General features: G+C 62.5%; 10 protein-coding genes. 7 read left to right on the plus strand and 3 right to left on the minus strand.

Features of this window, described 5'->3' with window-relative positions:
* Nucleotides 1-30: 30 nt before the first annotated feature.
* The 3 genes from ACVOMF_RS12580 to ACVOMF_RS12590 all read right to left on the minus strand — a co-directional run bounded on the left by ACVOMF_RS12580 (nt 31) and on the right by ACVOMF_RS12590 (nt 7,196).
* Nucleotides 31-3,063, minus strand: coding sequence for a TonB-dependent receptor (locus ACVOMF_RS12580; RefSeq protein WP_481509600.1), 3,033 nt, complete (start codon nt 3,061-3,063; stop codon nt 31-33).
* Nucleotides 3,064-3,415: 352 nt separating this feature from the next.
* Complete coding sequence (locus ACVOMF_RS12585; RefSeq protein ID WP_481509601.1) at nt 3,416-6,442, minus strand: TonB-dependent receptor; 3,027 nt, start codon at nt 6,440-6,442, stop codon at nt 3,416-3,418.
* Nucleotides 6,443-6,821: 379 nt separating this feature from the next.
* Nucleotides 6,822-7,196: a YciI family protein gene (locus ACVOMF_RS12590; RefSeq protein WP_481509602.1), complete on the minus strand. Its 375-nt coding sequence runs from the start codon at nt 7,194-7,196 to the stop codon at nt 6,822-6,824.
* 166 nt (nt 7,197-7,362) lie between these two features.
* Here ACVOMF_RS12590 and ACVOMF_RS12595 point away from each other — a divergent pair, with 166 nt between their 5' ends.
* The 7 genes from ACVOMF_RS12595 to ACVOMF_RS12625 all read left to right on the plus strand — a co-directional run bounded on the left by ACVOMF_RS12595 (nt 7,363) and on the right by ACVOMF_RS12625 (nt 14,560).
* Nucleotides 7,363-7,794: a YciI family protein gene (locus tag ACVOMF_RS12595; RefSeq protein ID WP_481509603.1), complete on the plus strand. Its 432-nt coding sequence runs from the start codon at nt 7,363-7,365 to the stop codon at nt 7,792-7,794.
* Nucleotides 7,795-7,823: 29 nt separating this feature from the next.
* Entirely contained in the window at nt 7,824-8,261 is a 438-nt protein-coding gene (locus tag ACVOMF_RS12600; RefSeq protein ID WP_481509604.1) for a VOC family protein, read from the plus strand.
* A complete protein-coding gene (locus ACVOMF_RS12605; protein ID WP_481509609.1) occupies nt 8,258-8,671 on the plus strand; it encodes a VOC family protein in 414 nt (137 codons plus the stop codon). The genes ACVOMF_RS12600 and ACVOMF_RS12605 overlap by 4 nt, the downstream gene beginning before the upstream one ends.
* Before the next feature lie 13 nt (nt 8,672-8,684).
* Nucleotides 8,685-9,041: a DUF1428 domain-containing protein gene (locus ACVOMF_RS12610; RefSeq protein WP_481509605.1), complete on the plus strand. Its 357-nt coding sequence runs from the start codon at nt 8,685-8,687 to the stop codon at nt 9,039-9,041.
* A gap of 196 nt (nt 9,042-9,237) precedes the next feature.
* Nucleotides 9,238-10,488, plus strand: a complete 1,251-nt coding sequence (locus ACVOMF_RS12615; protein WP_481509606.1) for an RNA polymerase sigma factor — start codon at nt 9,238-9,240, stop codon at nt 10,486-10,488.
* A 65-nt stretch (nt 10,489-10,553) separates the two neighbouring features.
* Nucleotides 10,554-12,203 (plus strand): M28 family metallopeptidase, encoded by a 1,650-nt coding sequence (locus ACVOMF_RS12620; RefSeq protein WP_481509607.1) that lies wholly within the window; start codon nt 10,554-10,556, stop codon nt 12,201-12,203.
* 383 nt (nt 12,204-12,586) lie between these two features.
* The gene (locus tag ACVOMF_RS12625) at nt 12,587-14,560 is read left to right on the plus strand and encodes a hypothetical protein (RefSeq protein ID WP_481509608.1); all 1,974 of its coding nucleotides are present in this window, start codon (nt 12,587-12,589) and stop codon (nt 14,558-14,560) included.
* The last annotated feature ends 147 nt before the right edge of the window (nt 14,561-14,707 follow it).

Consider the following 14,707-nt stretch of genomic DNA (forward strand, 5'->3'; position numbering starts at 1 on the left):
ACCCGTGGCCATCTTGCTTTGGCTTGCTGCCTACCAGTCGTACTGCAGCTGCAGGCGGGCGTAGCGCGGCGTGGTGTAGTACTTGCCGGCCCGGTAGTTGTAGAAGTCGGTGATCGTGCCTGCCGAGTTGTACGAGTACCTGGTCTCATATACCTGCAACGGTTTGATCGAGTTGAAGGCATTGAGTACCGAGAGCTGCATGCTCAGGCCCTCTGCCCACTTCGGCTTGTAGACAACATTGGGGCTGAAGTTGAGTGTCCACGGCGTGCGGCCGGAGCCGCCCAGCCTCGAGATATCGTCTTCGCCAATGTTGCAGGTGTGGAATACGCCTGCATAGCCATACTCGGTGCCGAATGTACCCGCACCGCCGCCCAGGCAGCTGATCGGTGCGCCCGACTGCACCTGGATATTGGCACCCACGTGCCACTCATCGTTGACGTTGTAGCCGCCGTAAAGCTTGAACGTATGGCGATGGTCGCTGAACAGGTAGCCGTCGGCGCCGTACATGATCTCGGCAAAGTCGAAGTCCGAGGTGGTGCCGGTGTCGTCCTGGCCATTGGTGCTCTTCACCAGACCTTCGTAGTTGCCGCTGAGCTTGGCCCAGGTGTAGTTGAAGCTGGCATACCACTTGTCGGTGTGTTTTTCCGCAGCCAGGGTCAATGCCTTGTAATAGCGCTTGGCCTCCGGGCCCAGCTTGTCGGCGGCAACGGTGAGGGTTTCAGCGCTGCCGTTCCCGTCCACATCCAGGCTCAGGGTCAGGTCGCGGCCCGGATTGTACAGATAGCAACCGGGCAGTCCTTCCCGCACGCCCCACTCGCCGCCCCAGCTGGAGACGTCATAGCCGGCGTCCTCGGCAACGTGGTACAGCTGGCGCGTATCGCAGGTGTCATCGATGACATTGTTGATGCGACGATAAGTGGCCTTTGCACTGAGCGTCCATGCATCGAGCCAGCTTGTGTCCGAGTGCAGCTCGTACTGATAGCCGAGGATGGCTTCATCCTGGGTATAGGGCTTCAGGCCCTTGCTGGCGACGGCCTTCGGGTCCGGTGTGCTGCCGTCCTCGCCGTTCACGACAAAGTCGTATGCGCCGCCGGCATAGGATCCGGTGACATAGGGAACACCGCTGACCGGGTCATAGCCGCTATAGCTGTAGTAGCTGTAGGTGTAGTACGAGGCAGATGCTGCGCGCAGCGCAACATTGGCGGCGATCGGCAGTGAGTAGCGGCCGAGCGATGCATACAGCTTGCTGCTACCGTCACCGAGCACGTCCCAGGTGAAGCCAAGGCGTGGCTGCCAGATATTGTCCTGCTTGACGAATGTGGCGCCCGAGCCGTTCTTGTTCTCGAACGAATCGTTGCGGACGCCGACGTAGAGCATGAAGTTGTCGGTGATCTGCCAGTGGTCATCCAGGTACCAGGACTTCTGGTCGATGTCAATTCCGCCGCCAGTGCGGAAATTGATCAGGTAGGCATAGGCTGGGGTGAGCCGCCAGTATGCGCCCGCCGAATAGGATGTGCCTGCGGTGGAATCCCAGTCTTCGTCGCTGTAGCCGCCGCTGAGCTTGTGCTTGCCCAGCTGCCACTCCAGGTCGAGGCGGGTGTTGCTGCGCTTGTCATGGCCGCCTTGCATGTTGACCACGTCGGTTGGGGCGCAACCTATCTGCGAGCCGCTGGCACCGATCACATAGGGGCATGCGCCACTGTTACCGTTGATGCGGCCATCGTAGGAACTCACGGTGCCATCGGGGCTGATGGTGAACTGTGAGTTGCGGTTGCGCATCTGCCCGTATTGCAGCGATGCGGTGAAGGTATCGGTCAGGTAGCTGGTCCATTTGAAGATGTCGGTCTGGCCGCCGCTCTTGCCAACCAGTTGCCCCAATGCTCGTACCTTGGACGGCTTGCCGTTGCTGCCATCGTTGCTATACGCCGCATTGAAATAGTCGTAGGTATAGCGGCTGCTGTTGTCAAAACCGGTGTACTCGATGTGGTTCGCATCATTGGGGTACCAGTCGAGTTTGACCAGCCAGTACGGGGTCTTCGACTCATAGTCGTAAGCAGTTGTGTCCAGTGAGGCTGGAACCACCGGCGTATCCGGGTCAGCGGCATTGCGTATCTGGCTGCCAACGCGTGCGCCGTAGAGGGTTTGTTTGGAGTTGCCGAACTCGCCCAAGGCAAACACGAACAACCTGTCTTCGATCAACGGGCCACCAACCCACGCGGTGTAGGTGTTGGTACTGCTGCTGTTCCTGTCGTAGGAGCGCAACAGACTGCCATCGGTGCGGAAGGTATCCGGGTTTTTCTCGCGCAGACCGGCGGGCACGCCGGCCCAGCTGACTCCGCCTTTCCACTCGTTGCTGCCGCGCTTGACGTTGACCGAGGCAACGCCGCCGGTGGAAAACCCGTAGGCGGCGCCGTAGCCACCGGTCTGGACGTCGAGCTGGTCGATAGCCTGGAATGGCACCTCCGAGAACGACAGGCTGTCGTACAGATTGGTGACGTTGAAGCCATTGACGTAGTAGCTGTTTTCGGCCGCCGACGCGCCACCGAAAGAGGCCGGGCCGAAGTAGCCGGAGCTGGCAACAGTTCCTGGTGTAAGCAGCGAGATGCTGGTGATGTCGCGGGCCACCGGCAAGGTATTGAGTTGCTCGGCGGTGAAGGTCGTGCGGGTTTCCACGCTGGTGGCGTCAATCTGGTTCGGCCACCGCCCTCGTACGGTGATTTGGTCCAGCGAGGTGGCGTCGGCTGCTGCGAAGTTGGCTGTGCTTGCTTGCCCGGCGATCACCCGTACTTTGGCGGTGCCAACCAATGTATCGCCATCCAGCGTTGATACCTCGTATTCGCCGATGGGCAGTGCCGAGATGCGGAACCTGCCATCGGCTGCAACCTGCACCTCGCGTGCGTTGCCGGTGGTCAGATTCTTTATCTGTACCCGCTGTGATGCGGAGCCATTGCCAATGATGTCGCCCGTGGTGCTCTGGGCATGGGCCGAGGTCACGCTTGCACCCAGCATCAATGCCAGTGCAGCGCGGTGGAAGACGCGCGTTGTCAGTGTGTAAGTGCTCATCGAATCCCCTCAAAGGAGTAGTTGGCAGGTGACTCTCAAACCTTGCGTTGCGAGTGCCTTGCTGACGGAAATCTCAAGGAGATTTGGCGACTCAGTCTGTTGCCTGACAAATTACGGTGTTGAATATGAGGGTCTTTACTTTTATTTATGGCCTTTTTTCATCTGTCAATTTCGTGAACAACTTACTTCGGACGTCAGGATGTTCTGTGAGGAACTTGCGGTTGCATTGTGTTGGTGGGTGCGGGTACAGCAGCTCGCAGCGGTTGCTGCCGCGGATAAAAAAACCCCGGCACCAGGCCGGGGTTTCAAGTACATCTTCAATGAGAGATTGCTTTGCGACTGCGCTTCTTTATCAGAAGTCGTAGGACGCGGTAAGGCGCACCGAACGCGGCGCGGTGTAGTAGGTGCCGATGCCGTAGGTGTTGGATACGGTGTACGGGTTGGCCTCGAAGCGGGCATCGGATTGCACCTGCTTCAGTTCGTTCAACACGTTGAATACATCCAGCCCCAGCGCCAGCTTGTGGTCAGCGAAACTCGGGCGATAGATCACGCCCAGGTCCAGCTGCTTGGTCCACGGCTGGCGACCGGCGTCACCCGGGCTCGACGGCTTGCCGTCACAGTAGTGGAAGGAAGCGCCGTAGCCGGCTGCCGGTTCGCTGTGGTCGCTGCCGTAGAAGCCGAGACAGGTCTTGGGCATGCCCGACATGATGCGCACGGTGGCAGATGCGGTCCATTCGTCATTGAACTGGTACGCACCGAAGCCCTTCAGCTGGTGGCGACGATCGTTGGCCATGTAACCACCTGCGTACTCCATCAGTACCGCTGCGTCCCAGTCCTGAGTCTTGGATACATCGTCCTGACCGATATCCGATTTCACCTGGCCTTCGGTATTACCGAAATTGCGCGACCAGGTGTAATCCAGACGGCCGTACCACTTGTCGGTCATCGGATGCTCAAGGAACAGGTCGACCGCAACATAGTCACGCTTGGCCTTGGTGCTGCCATAGCCCCAGTCCTGACCATTCATGGTGAACGAGGTATAGCCGGAGCCATCCACATGCTTGGCCAGGAAGGTATTGGTCTTGCCTGGATTGAAGATCACGCAGCCCGGGATCTCGAGGCCGCTCGTGTCGACATTCATCGACTTGAGCTTGGCTTCCATCAGGTCGGGATCGCAGATGTCGTCGATCGCGGTCTGCAGGCGACGATAGGTGACCTTGGCGCCGCTGTTCCAGGATTCACCAATGGTTTTTTCGAAACCAAGGATCAGCTCATCCTGGTACTGCGACTTCAGATCGGTCGGCGCGACGCCTGCCGGATCCGGGGTCACGCCATATTCGCCATTGGAGGACACCGGGCCCGGGCCGAGCGCGGTCAGGCCGGTCGGGATGCCGTTGGCATCAATGCCGGTATAGGTGTAGTACTCGCGGGTGAAGGTGGATGCCGACGCACCACGGATGGCGACGCTGTTCGGCAGCGCCAGGTAATAACGGCCCAGGTTGGCAAATACCTTCAGCGAGGAATCACCGAATACGTCCCAGCTGGCGCCCAGGCGCGGTGCCCACTGGTCGCCGCTTTCCACGTATGCAACGGCTGCGCTGTTGAAGTTGGTGAACTTGTCGTTGCGCACGCCAAGGGTCAGCAGCAGATTCGGGGTAACCTGCCAGTTGTCTTCCAGGAAGTAGGCCTTCTGCTCGACCGACATGCTGGTGGTAGTGGCGAAGACGTACTTGTAGGCAAAGTAGCCGTCACCACCCGGGGGTGTGATGTTGAAACCCGGGCTCGGCGACTTGTCCGGTGCGATCTTTGAGTAATACCACGCATAGCCGGGGCCGGTGATCTTCTGGCCTTCGTTCTTCGCGTTGTAGTACATGTTGTCGATACCAGCGCGGAGCTGGTGATCGCCCAGGCGGTACTCCAGATCCACGCGTAGACCACGGGTAGTGCTGCCGGCATTGTCAGCCTTGGTGTCACGGCTGGCCTGATCGTTGCGGATCGGCTTGCCGCCGGTGATCTTCGGATCCTGCAGGGTCACGCCGCTGAGGTAGGGGTTGTTCGATTCGCCGGGGTTGTACTGCAGGTTGCTCTGCTTGCTTCGGCCCCAGACGGCACTCAGGGTCAAGTCATCGGTCAGATAGCCGGTGTACTTGAAGATGTCGTAGTCGTCCTTGATCTTGGTCGTGTCGGAGAAGGAGCCAGTGCGCCCGCCTTCGTTCAGCGTTTCGTAGTCGAAGGCAGTGTAGTAACCGCTGGTGCGGTCGGTGTTCTGGATGCGGGTGTATTCCAGGGTGTGGTCGTCGGTGATGTTCCAGTCGATCTTGCCGTAGAACTTTGGCGTATCGATGGTGTAGTTGTCGCGTGCCTGCGTGCTGGCGGCGACGCTGTTGGTGGACACGCCATCCTTCTTGTCCGTTTCTGCGGCCAAGTGAACGAACAGGCGGTCTTCGATCAACGGGCCACTGACATAGCCGCTTACCGTGGTACGGGTGGCGGTGTCATTGTTGCGAGAACGGTACAACGTACCCGGTTTCTTCGGATTGGAGTAAACGTAATCCGGTCCCAGCGTCGCGCTCGGGTACCAGATGTCACGCGGCGAGGCGGCAAGCGAGTCCGGTGCCCAGGTGGTCTGGAAGCCGAAGTGCCATTCGTTGGTACCGCGTTTGCCCAACTGGTTGATCACGCCGCCGGTGGAACGGCCGTAGCGCGCGCTGTAGCCGCCGGTATAGGTTTCCTGCTGGTCGATCGAGCCATACGGCAGGCTGACACCACCGATGTTGCTCAGCGGATTGGATGTGTTGAAGCCGTTGAGGTAGTAGGCGTTCTCGGTGACGCTGGAGCCGCCAAACGACAGCACCGAACGCGAGCCGTTGGTGAAGAAGCCGCTGCCACTCACCACGCCCGGAGCGAGCAGGGCGATGGCTTCGGCTGAGCGGCCCAATGGCAGGACGTCGAGCTGCTCGGAGGTGATCACGGACTTGGAGACCGTGTTGCTGACGTCGATCTTGGGCATGCTGGCAGCGGTAACCGTCACTGCGTCGAGCGTGGTGGCACCTTCGCTACCGAAGGAGACCTCCGTACCCGCGCCGACGCGCAACAGCACGTTCTCGCGCTTGTCGATGACCTGACCATCGCGCTCCAGGCTGATGGAGTACTTGCCCACCGGCAGCGAGCCGAGGTTGTAGCGGCCATTGGCATCAACCGGAACGCTGCGCTTGAGACCGGATTCGTTCTGGACGGTGATGGTGGCGCCGGCGGCGGATGGTGCGTTGCCGAACAGGGAGCCGGTGGTGCTCTGGGCAGCGGCGGCGCCGATGACCGAGGTGAGGACGATGGCCAGCGCGGTGCGCTTGAGCCGGGTGATGTTAGTGCTGCGGGTCATCAAATTTCCTTGGTCCATTGATTTGGCAAACTGCTGTTGCAACCGCGTTGCACGGAAATGTAGTTTTCGTTACAGCTGAACGAAATATTAATTTCACTCGTGCGGGATTTACAATATCAGCTGCAACAAACTTCAATGCATTGAAATACAAGGAAAAATTCCATGATCATGAGAGTTTGCTCCTGTTCATATTCATAGCTCTCGCTTGCTCGCAAGTTCCGTACTTATGCGTACTGAATTGATTTTGGGTGCAAAAAACCCGGCGATGCGCCGGGTTGGAGTGAGGCTCAAGACGCCAATGGTCAGTGCGAGGGAGCTGTAACAGTTCCTTGCCGGGATGCCTGAGGCTGGCTGCATGGGCCGCGCCAGATGGCGCCTGTCATGCCCCGACCCGCACTCGCTCGGCATCCAGATCATCCACCGCCCGCACCTCGATGCTGCCGTAGGCGGCCCACGGGAATTGCTTGGCGATGCGCATGGCTTCGTCGGCGTCTGCCGCCTCGATCAGGTTGAAGCCAGCCAGGATTTCGCGGGTCTCTGCGAACGGGCCATCGATGATCCGCGACTGGCCTTGGCGGCTGCGCAGCGTCTGTGCGCTGGCCGGTGGCTGCAGACGTTGTGACATCAACAGTGTGCCCTGCGCCTGCAGGGCATCGGCATGCTGCAGGCAGCCGCGCATCAGCGCGTCGTAGTCGTCGCCAGTCAAGGTCTGCAGCAGTTGCGGGTCGATGTAGATCAACAACATGAACTTCATGGTCCAGCCTCAAAGCACGTGGGTTGCACATCATGGCGCATCGAACCTGCTGCATTGCCGCATAAATGAGTTCATAAAAATGCTGCTGCGAGCTTGTCGAGGTTGCCTGCTGTGTTTCGTCGTACCTGATGTATAGCGGGCATACCGCCTGCAACGGAGCACGGTGATGAAAGTGATGGTGCTGGTGAAAGCGACCCCCGAGACCGAGGCCGGGGTGATGCCCACGCAGGCGGAGATCGCCGCGATGGGAGCCTTCAACGAGGAACTGGTGAAGGCCGGCATCATGCTGGCCGGCGAAGGCTTGAAGCCCACGTCGCAGGCGGCGCGGGTGCGATTCGCAGCCGAGGGCCGCAGCGTGATCGATGGCCCCTTCGCCGAAACCCGCGAGCTCGTCGCCGGCTTCTGGCTGTGGCAGGTGCGCTCGCTGGACGAGGCGGTGGAGTGGCTCAAGCGCGCCCCGTTCACCCCGACCAACGGCAGTGCGGTGGAAGTGGAGATCCGCCCGTTCTTCGAAGCTGAAGACTTCGGTGCGGCCTTCACCCCGGAATTGCAGGCCCAGGAGCAGCGTTTACGCGAGCAGATCGAACGCAACAACTGAACCCAACCCCGAGCAGCAGGAGCAATACGATGAAATTGATTCCGTTTTTGGGCTTCAACGGTCAGACCCACGAGGCGATGGCGTTCTACGCCAAGGCGCTGGGTGGCACGGTGGTGTCGGAGATGAAATACGGCGACATGCCGCCCAGTCCGGACATGGACGCGGAAGGTTGCGGCGGCTTCATGCCACAACCGGAGCAGATCGCGCATTGCCAGGTCGAAGCCGGCGGCGCGACGCTGATGGCTGCCGACGGCCCACAAGGCGCTGGCAGCAGTGCCACCACCATAAATGTCGACGTGGACAGCATTGAGGAAGCTGAACGCGTGTTCGCAGCCCTGGCCGAAGGTGGGCAGGTGCAGATGGCGCTGGCTGAAACCTTCTGGGCGCACCGCTGGGGCATGTTGCTGGACCGCTACGGCAAGCCGTGGATGGTCAACTGCATGAAGCCGATGCCGGCGGAGGGCTGAGCATGAGCAATCCGCAGATGATCTTCGTCAATCTTCCGGTGCGCGACCTGCAAGCCTCCAGGGCTTTCTTTGGCGCACTGGGTTACAGCTTCAACCCGCAGTTCAGCGACGACAACGCGGCCTGCATGGTGATCAGCGAGAGCATCTTCGTGATGCTGCTGGTGGAGCCGTTCTTCCAGACCTTCACCAACAAACCGTTGGCCGATGCGCGCAAGCAGACCGAGGTGATCACCTGCTTGTCGGCGGTCAGTCGGCCAGCGGTGGATGAGCTGGTGGACAAGGCCTTGGCCGCCGGCGGCAGCGAACCGATGTCGGCGCGTGATTACGGTTTCATGTACCAGCGCGGCTTCGCCGATCTCGACGGCCACCTGTGGGAAATCGCCCATATGGATGGCGAGCCGGGCCAATAACCAGGAGACGATCATGGCTTACGTGGATGGATATGTGTTGCCGGTACCCAGCGCGAAGATCGATGACTACAAGCGCATCGCGCGCAAGGCCGGGAAAGTGTGGAAGGAGCACGGCGCTTTGGCTTATGTCGAAGCGGTGGCCGATGATGTGAAGCCCGGCAAACGCACTTCGTTCCCACAGGCGGTGAAACTGAAGGACGACGAGGTGGTGGTATTCGCCTACGTGGTGTTCCGCTCGCGCGCGCACCGTGACAAGGTCAATGCCAAGGCGATGGCCGATCCACGATTGGCTGGAATGGGACCGAAGGACATGCCCTTCGATGGCAAGCGCATGTTCTGGGGCGGGTTCAAGCCGTTCGTGCAGTTGTGAGCTTCTGCTCCCTTTCGCGTAGCGAAGGGGAGGCTCTGCTCCCTCCCTTGCGCCGAAGGCGGAGGGGAGGGCTGGGGAGGGTTTTTTTTCGCATCACTGGTGCAGGCCCATGCCGAGCTTGGCTCGGCACTACCGCCGCTTCTGCAAATGCGCTGCTTGCTTGCAGCAATCTCACCGCGATGCTTTGATCGCGCCTATGACCGATCCACAGCTGCAACGATTGCTCGATACCCTTTGGCGCATGGAGTCGCCACGCCTGGTAGCGCGCCTGGCACGCATGCTCGGCGATCTCGACAGCGCTGAAGAACTGGCGCAGGACGCGTTGGTCGCGGCATTGGAACATTGGCCAAAACAAGGCATTCCCGACAATCCCGCCGCCTGGTTGATGGCCACTGCGCAGCGGCGCGCAATCGATCGGCTGCGGCAGCGACGCCTGCATGCGCAGCGGCAGGCGCAGATCATCGACGAACAGCAGGACTACGCCATGGGCGCGGATCAGTCCGACCATCTGGACGACATCGGTGACGATCTGTTGCGGTTGGTTTTCGTCGCCTGCCACCCCGAACTGCCTGCCGATGCGCGGGTCGCGCTGACCTTGCGCCTGCTGTGCGGCTTGAGCACCACCGAGATCGCACGTGCTTTTCTGGTTCCCGAGCCCACCATCGCCCAGCGCATCGTCCGCGCCAAGCGCCTGCTGGCCGAACGCAAGGTGCCGTTCGAAGTGCCGCGTCTGCAGGACCTGTCCGCACGCCTGCAATCGGTGCTGGACGTGGTCTATCTGGTATTCAACGAGGGTTATACCGCCAGCAGCGGTGAGGATTGGATGCGGCCGGCGCTATGCGAAGAAGCGCTGCGGCTGTGCAGGGTGCTGACTGGATTGATGCCTAGTGCCGTACCGGTGCTGGGCCTGCTGGCCTTGATGGAGCTGCAGGCCTCGCGCCTGCGTGCGCGCGCAGCGGCCGATGGCTCAGCGGTGCTGTTGTTGGAGCAGGATCGCAGCCGTTGGGATTGGCTGCAGATTGCACGCGGCCAGGCTGCATTGGATCAGGCGATGAAGTTGGGCGGGGCCGATGACGCCTATGTATTGCAGGCCGGTATCGCCGCCTGCCACGCACGCGCGCGACAGGCTGAACAGACTGATTGGCAGGCCATTGCTGACTTGTATGCGCGCCTGGCCGAGGTGATGCCGTCACCCGTGGTGGAGCTCAGCCGTGTGGTTGCGGTGGCGCAGGCCCACGGTGCCGCACCGGCCTGGAGCTTGCTGCAGGCGTTGATCGATGACCCGCAGTTGCAAGGCTACGCGCCGTTGCAGGCTGTGCGCGGTGACCTGCTGGCGCGGCTTGGACGTGCACCCGAAGCAAGGCTGGCGTTCGAGCAGGCAGCACTGCTGAGCAGCAATGCGCGCGAGCGCGAGGCGCTGCTGGGCCGGGCGGCAACCCTGCAATAAGACACTGCACACGGGCGAGCTGGGCTGGCTACACTCCGGGGGTTGCCTTACCACTGGAGTACAGCGTGAAACGAGTCGTAATCAGCCTGTTGGCGATGTCAGTATCCACGGCCCTGATGGCTGCCCCGCCCAAGTTTGATGGCGCGCGCATCTCGGCCGATGTCCGCGAGCTCGCCTCCGACGCCTATGAAGGCCGCTCCCCGGCCACCGCTGGCGAGGAAAAGACCATCGCCTTCCTGAGCAGGCAGTTCGCCGCCGCCGGCATGCAGCCGGGTGGTGACCTGCAGGACGGCAAGCGCCTGTGGACGCAGGCGGTGCCGCTGCTGAAGGGTGACATCGTCGGCAAGCCGGTGCTGTCGCTGAGCAGCCAGGGCAAGCCACAGACCCTGACCCAGGGCCAGGAGATCGCCGTGCGCGCTGCCATGAACGGTGCCAGCGCGGTGGATATCAGCAATGCACCGCTGGTGTTCCTCGGCTATGGCGTCAAGGCGCCGGAGCGCAACTGGGACGACTTCAAGGGCGTGGACCTGAAGGGCAAGATCGCCGTGGTGCTGATCAATGACCCGGATTTCGAGACCGGTGCCGGTGACTTCGACGGCAAGGGCATGACGTACTACGGCCGTTGGACCTACAAGTACGAAGAGGGCGCGCGCCAGGGCGCCGCTGGCGTGCTGATCGTCCATGAAACCGCACCGGCCTCCTATGGCTGGGCAACGGTGGCCGGCTCCAATACCAACACCATGTTCGACGTGGTCCGGCAGAACCCGGCCGAGGCGCACCCGGCGCTGGAGGGCTGGATCCAGCGCGATCTGGCGGTGGAGCTGTTCAAGCGCGCCGGACTGGATTTCGAGACGCTGAAGAAGCAGGCGCAGTCGCGCGACTTCCAGCCGGTGGAGCTGAAGGGCGAAACCTTCTCGGCCAACTACCAGGTCAAGAACGAAGTCATCACTTCGCACAACGTGGTCGCACGCCTGGAAGGCAGCACCCACCCGGACGAAACCATCATCTATTCCGGTCACTGGGATCACATCGGCGTGGGCGAACCGGATGCACGTGGCGACCGTATCTTCAATGGCGCGATGGACAACGCTTCTGGCACTGCCGCACTGGTTGAGCTTGCACGTGGCTTCGCCACCCAGCCAAGGCCGCAGCGTTCGGTGGTGTTCCTCGCCGTAACGGCGGAAGAGAAGGGCCTGCTCGGCTCTGAGTACTACGCCAGCAATCCGCTGTACCCGCTGGCCAAGACGGTGGCGGTGATCAACATGGACGGCATGTCGCCGTACAGCCCTTCGCGTGATTTCGGCATCTACGGCTCGGCCAAGGTCGAGCTGCTGGACCAGCTCAAAGACGTGGCCAAGGGCTGGGACATCCGCTACACACCGGATACCAAGCCGGAAGCCGGCCTGTTCTTCCGCTCCGATCACTTCCCGTTCGCCAAGCGCGGCGTGCCGGCCTTGTCGTATGGCGCGGGGCAGGACTGGATCGACGGCGGCGTCGCCGCCGGCAAGAAGGCCTCCGACGAGTACACCGCCAAGCGCTACCACCAGCAGGGCGACGAATGGCAGGCCGACTGGACCTTTGCCGGTGCGGCACGTGATCTGGAAGTGCTGTACACCCTGGGCGAGAAGCTGGCCAACTCGCGCGATTGGCCGAACTGGAGCCCGGAAGAGAGCTTCCGCGCGACGCGTGATGCGAGCGCGGCAGAGCGCAAGTAAGGTTTGAGGGCCTAGAAGTGTGAAGGCTTTAGAGCTTTAAAGCCCCTCTCCCGTTCACGGGAGAGGGGTTGGGGTGAGGGCAGCTTTTTGCTTTAGAGCGCAGCGATCCTGCGCTTGAGGCTTTACCGGTGAAGCCCCTGCCGAGCATGGCTCGGCACTACGAGCCCCTCTCCCGTTCACAGAGGGGTTGGGGTGAGGGAAACTTTTGCTTTAGAGCGCAGCGATCCTGCGCTTGAGGCTTTACCGGTGAAGCCCCTGCCGAGCATGGCTCGGCACTACGAACCCCTCTCCCGTTCATGGGAGAGGGGTTGGGGTGAGGGTCGGGGACCCATAAATACATACAGCCCCCAAGAATCCGGTCACAGCACCATCAAGGAAGACCCATGACAAACACCAGCGCCTGCGGCGCGATCCTGTGCCTGGTTGGCATCACCTCCTCGTTGTGGGCCTCTGCCGCGCCTTTGCCGGCAAACTGGCAGATGTTGCCGACCGCGCAGCAGGCGCCAGAGAAAGGCCTGCCGTCAGCCCTGCAGGCACCGTTGCTGGCCAAACAGCAACGCCCGTTGGACAGGGTGGAACTGGTGGTGGCGTTGCCGTTCGAGCAGGTGCTGCCGGTGGTGCAGGCCAGCCTGGCACCGCTGGGCAAATTCAATGCGCCAGTACAGCGCACCCGCGTGGCCTATATGGATCACGGCTGGGGCAATGTGCTGATCGCGCGCCGACCGGAACTGAAGGCCGAGTTCATCCGTCGCTACCGCATGCCTGCGTTGCAGACGGCGGTGGAGCAGGGCGCCCTGCTGGCCGAGGAACTGCCGCTGCGCGAGCAGCGCCTGCAGCGTGACGCCACGGTCGATGCGATGAGCGACAAGCTGGCCGAACTGCAGGGCAGCTTCGCCAGCTGGCAGGCCAGTGCCGAGCAGAAGCACGGTGTACTCGGCCGCGTCAAAAGCACGATCGAAGTGCGGGTGATGCAGGTCGACGAAGCGCTGGGCAAACCGGCCACGGCAATCAGCTTGAGCCGAACCGACGACTGGCCAAATCCGAACGGTGGCATCGTCGACCAGCTGCGCGAGTTCAACGTGATGGGCGGTGGGCCCTCGCCACGTCTGAGCCGCCGCCGCGTGCCGGAGGCGGTGTTCACGCCGGTGTATGACGCGGTGCGCGCGCTGCCCGGTGCAGCCCTGCAGATCGGCGTCGGCGCCAGTGATTGGCAGCTGCCGGCGCAGGCAGACGCTCGCATCGTCGAACCGACCTTGACGGCGCCGGGCGGCAACAAGGACGCGACCGCAGCGCAACGCCTGCTGCCCTTCGGCAGTGGCGACTACTACGACATGCGGCCGCTGGCCGACGGCAGCGTACTCCTGCTCAGCAGCTATCCCGAGGCCTTGTGGCGCTGGGCGCCGGGCATGGGCGAGAAGCCGCAGCGTCTGTGGCAAACCAGCGCGGATGCCGGCCGCGCTGGCCTGAGCGTGGACCCGCAGGGCCGCACTGCCTGGCTGGCGGTACAGCAGCAGATCGTGGAGTACAGCCTGGACCAGCAACGTGCGCTGGCACATCCGCTGCGCTGGGCAGCCGGTATGCGTCAGCCGATCAGCGGCGGTTGGAAATGGACGCATGACACGCAAGGCCGACCGGTGCCGTACGACCATGCCCTGGACGGCGGTGGTGTGATTCGCGACGTGCTGCGCGTGCTTGAGCCGAAGGCGACGCCATCGGCCGATGGTGAGCCGTGGATCTATGCGCAGCGTTTCGATGCGCCACGGCAAGGCGTGGTTGGTGGCTATCCGGGCAACTCGCTGGTCAAGCCGGTGCGCTGGGACAGGCCGGGGCAGGGTTTCTGGATCGAGGACCCGGCAGGCTTGACCGAGCTGGATGGCACGACCGGTCGGGTCAGTCGCGTGCTGACCCTGCCGCGCCGCTTTGGCAAGGTTGATGGCAATGACGACACCGGCATGGCGCAGTGGGTGCCAGCGCCGCTGGGCTCGGCCAAGGGCGGTTGGGTTGCGGTCGGTTTCGTGCTGATGGAAGGGAACCGCCGCGATCCGGGCATGCATGTGGTGGATCTGGCCAGCGGCAAGCTGCGCTATTCGTTGGCGTTGCCGGGGTTGAACGCTTTGAATGCGGCAACGGCCTCGGCCGATGGGCGCCTGCTGGCCTTGGGCGGCAACGATGGCGGCACCCCGGTGCTGGCGGTGTGGAATCTTGAGTCGGGGCAGTCGCTGTCATTGAATGCCAGCCGCTCCGCCTGCTGGGACCTGCGCCAGCTGTATTGGGCGCCGCAGGGTGACGCGCTGATCGGCCTGTGTGGCGATGGTGTGGCGCGGTGGGCGCTGCCGGCAGAGTGGAGATCCAGGTAGTGGGGGGGGGGGGGGGGGCGGGGCGGGGGCACCACCACAAAGCACCGCGCCACCGTGTGTGGGGGGGGGGGGGGGGGGCGGGCCGGGGGGGGCGGGGGGGCGGGGGGGGGGGCGGGGCGGGCCGGGGGGGGGGCCGGGGGTCGGGCG

The organism is Stenotrophomonas sp. STEN022, from assembly GCF_056760155.1.

Excerpts from the sequence above, each read along its gene's own strand:
- ACVOMF_RS12580 (WP_481509600.1), bottom strand. The coding sequence starts at position 3,063 with ATGAGCACTTACACACTGACAACGCGCGTCTTCCACCGCGCTGCACTG.
- ACVOMF_RS12585 (WP_481509601.1), bottom strand. The coding sequence starts at position 6,442 with ATGACCCGCAGCACTAACATCACCCGGCTCAAGCGCACCGCGCTGGCC.
- ACVOMF_RS12590 (WP_481509602.1), bottom strand. The coding sequence starts at position 7,196 with ATGAAGTTCATGTTGTTGATCTACATCGACCCGCAACTGCTGCAGACC.
- ACVOMF_RS12595 (WP_481509603.1), top strand. The coding sequence starts at position 7,363 with ATGAAAGTGATGGTGCTGGTGAAAGCGACCCCCGAGACCGAGGCCGGG.
- ACVOMF_RS12600 (WP_481509604.1), top strand. The coding sequence starts at position 7,824 with ATGAAATTGATTCCGTTTTTGGGCTTCAACGGTCAGACCCACGAGGCG.
- ACVOMF_RS12610 (WP_481509605.1), top strand. The coding sequence starts at position 8,685 with ATGGCTTACGTGGATGGATATGTGTTGCCGGTACCCAGCGCGAAGATC.
- ACVOMF_RS12615 (WP_481509606.1), top strand. The coding sequence starts at position 9,238 with ATGACCGATCCACAGCTGCAACGATTGCTCGATACCCTTTGGCGCATG.
- ACVOMF_RS12625 (WP_481509608.1), top strand. The coding sequence starts at position 12,587 with ATGACAAACACCAGCGCCTGCGGCGCGATCCTGTGCCTGGTTGGCATC.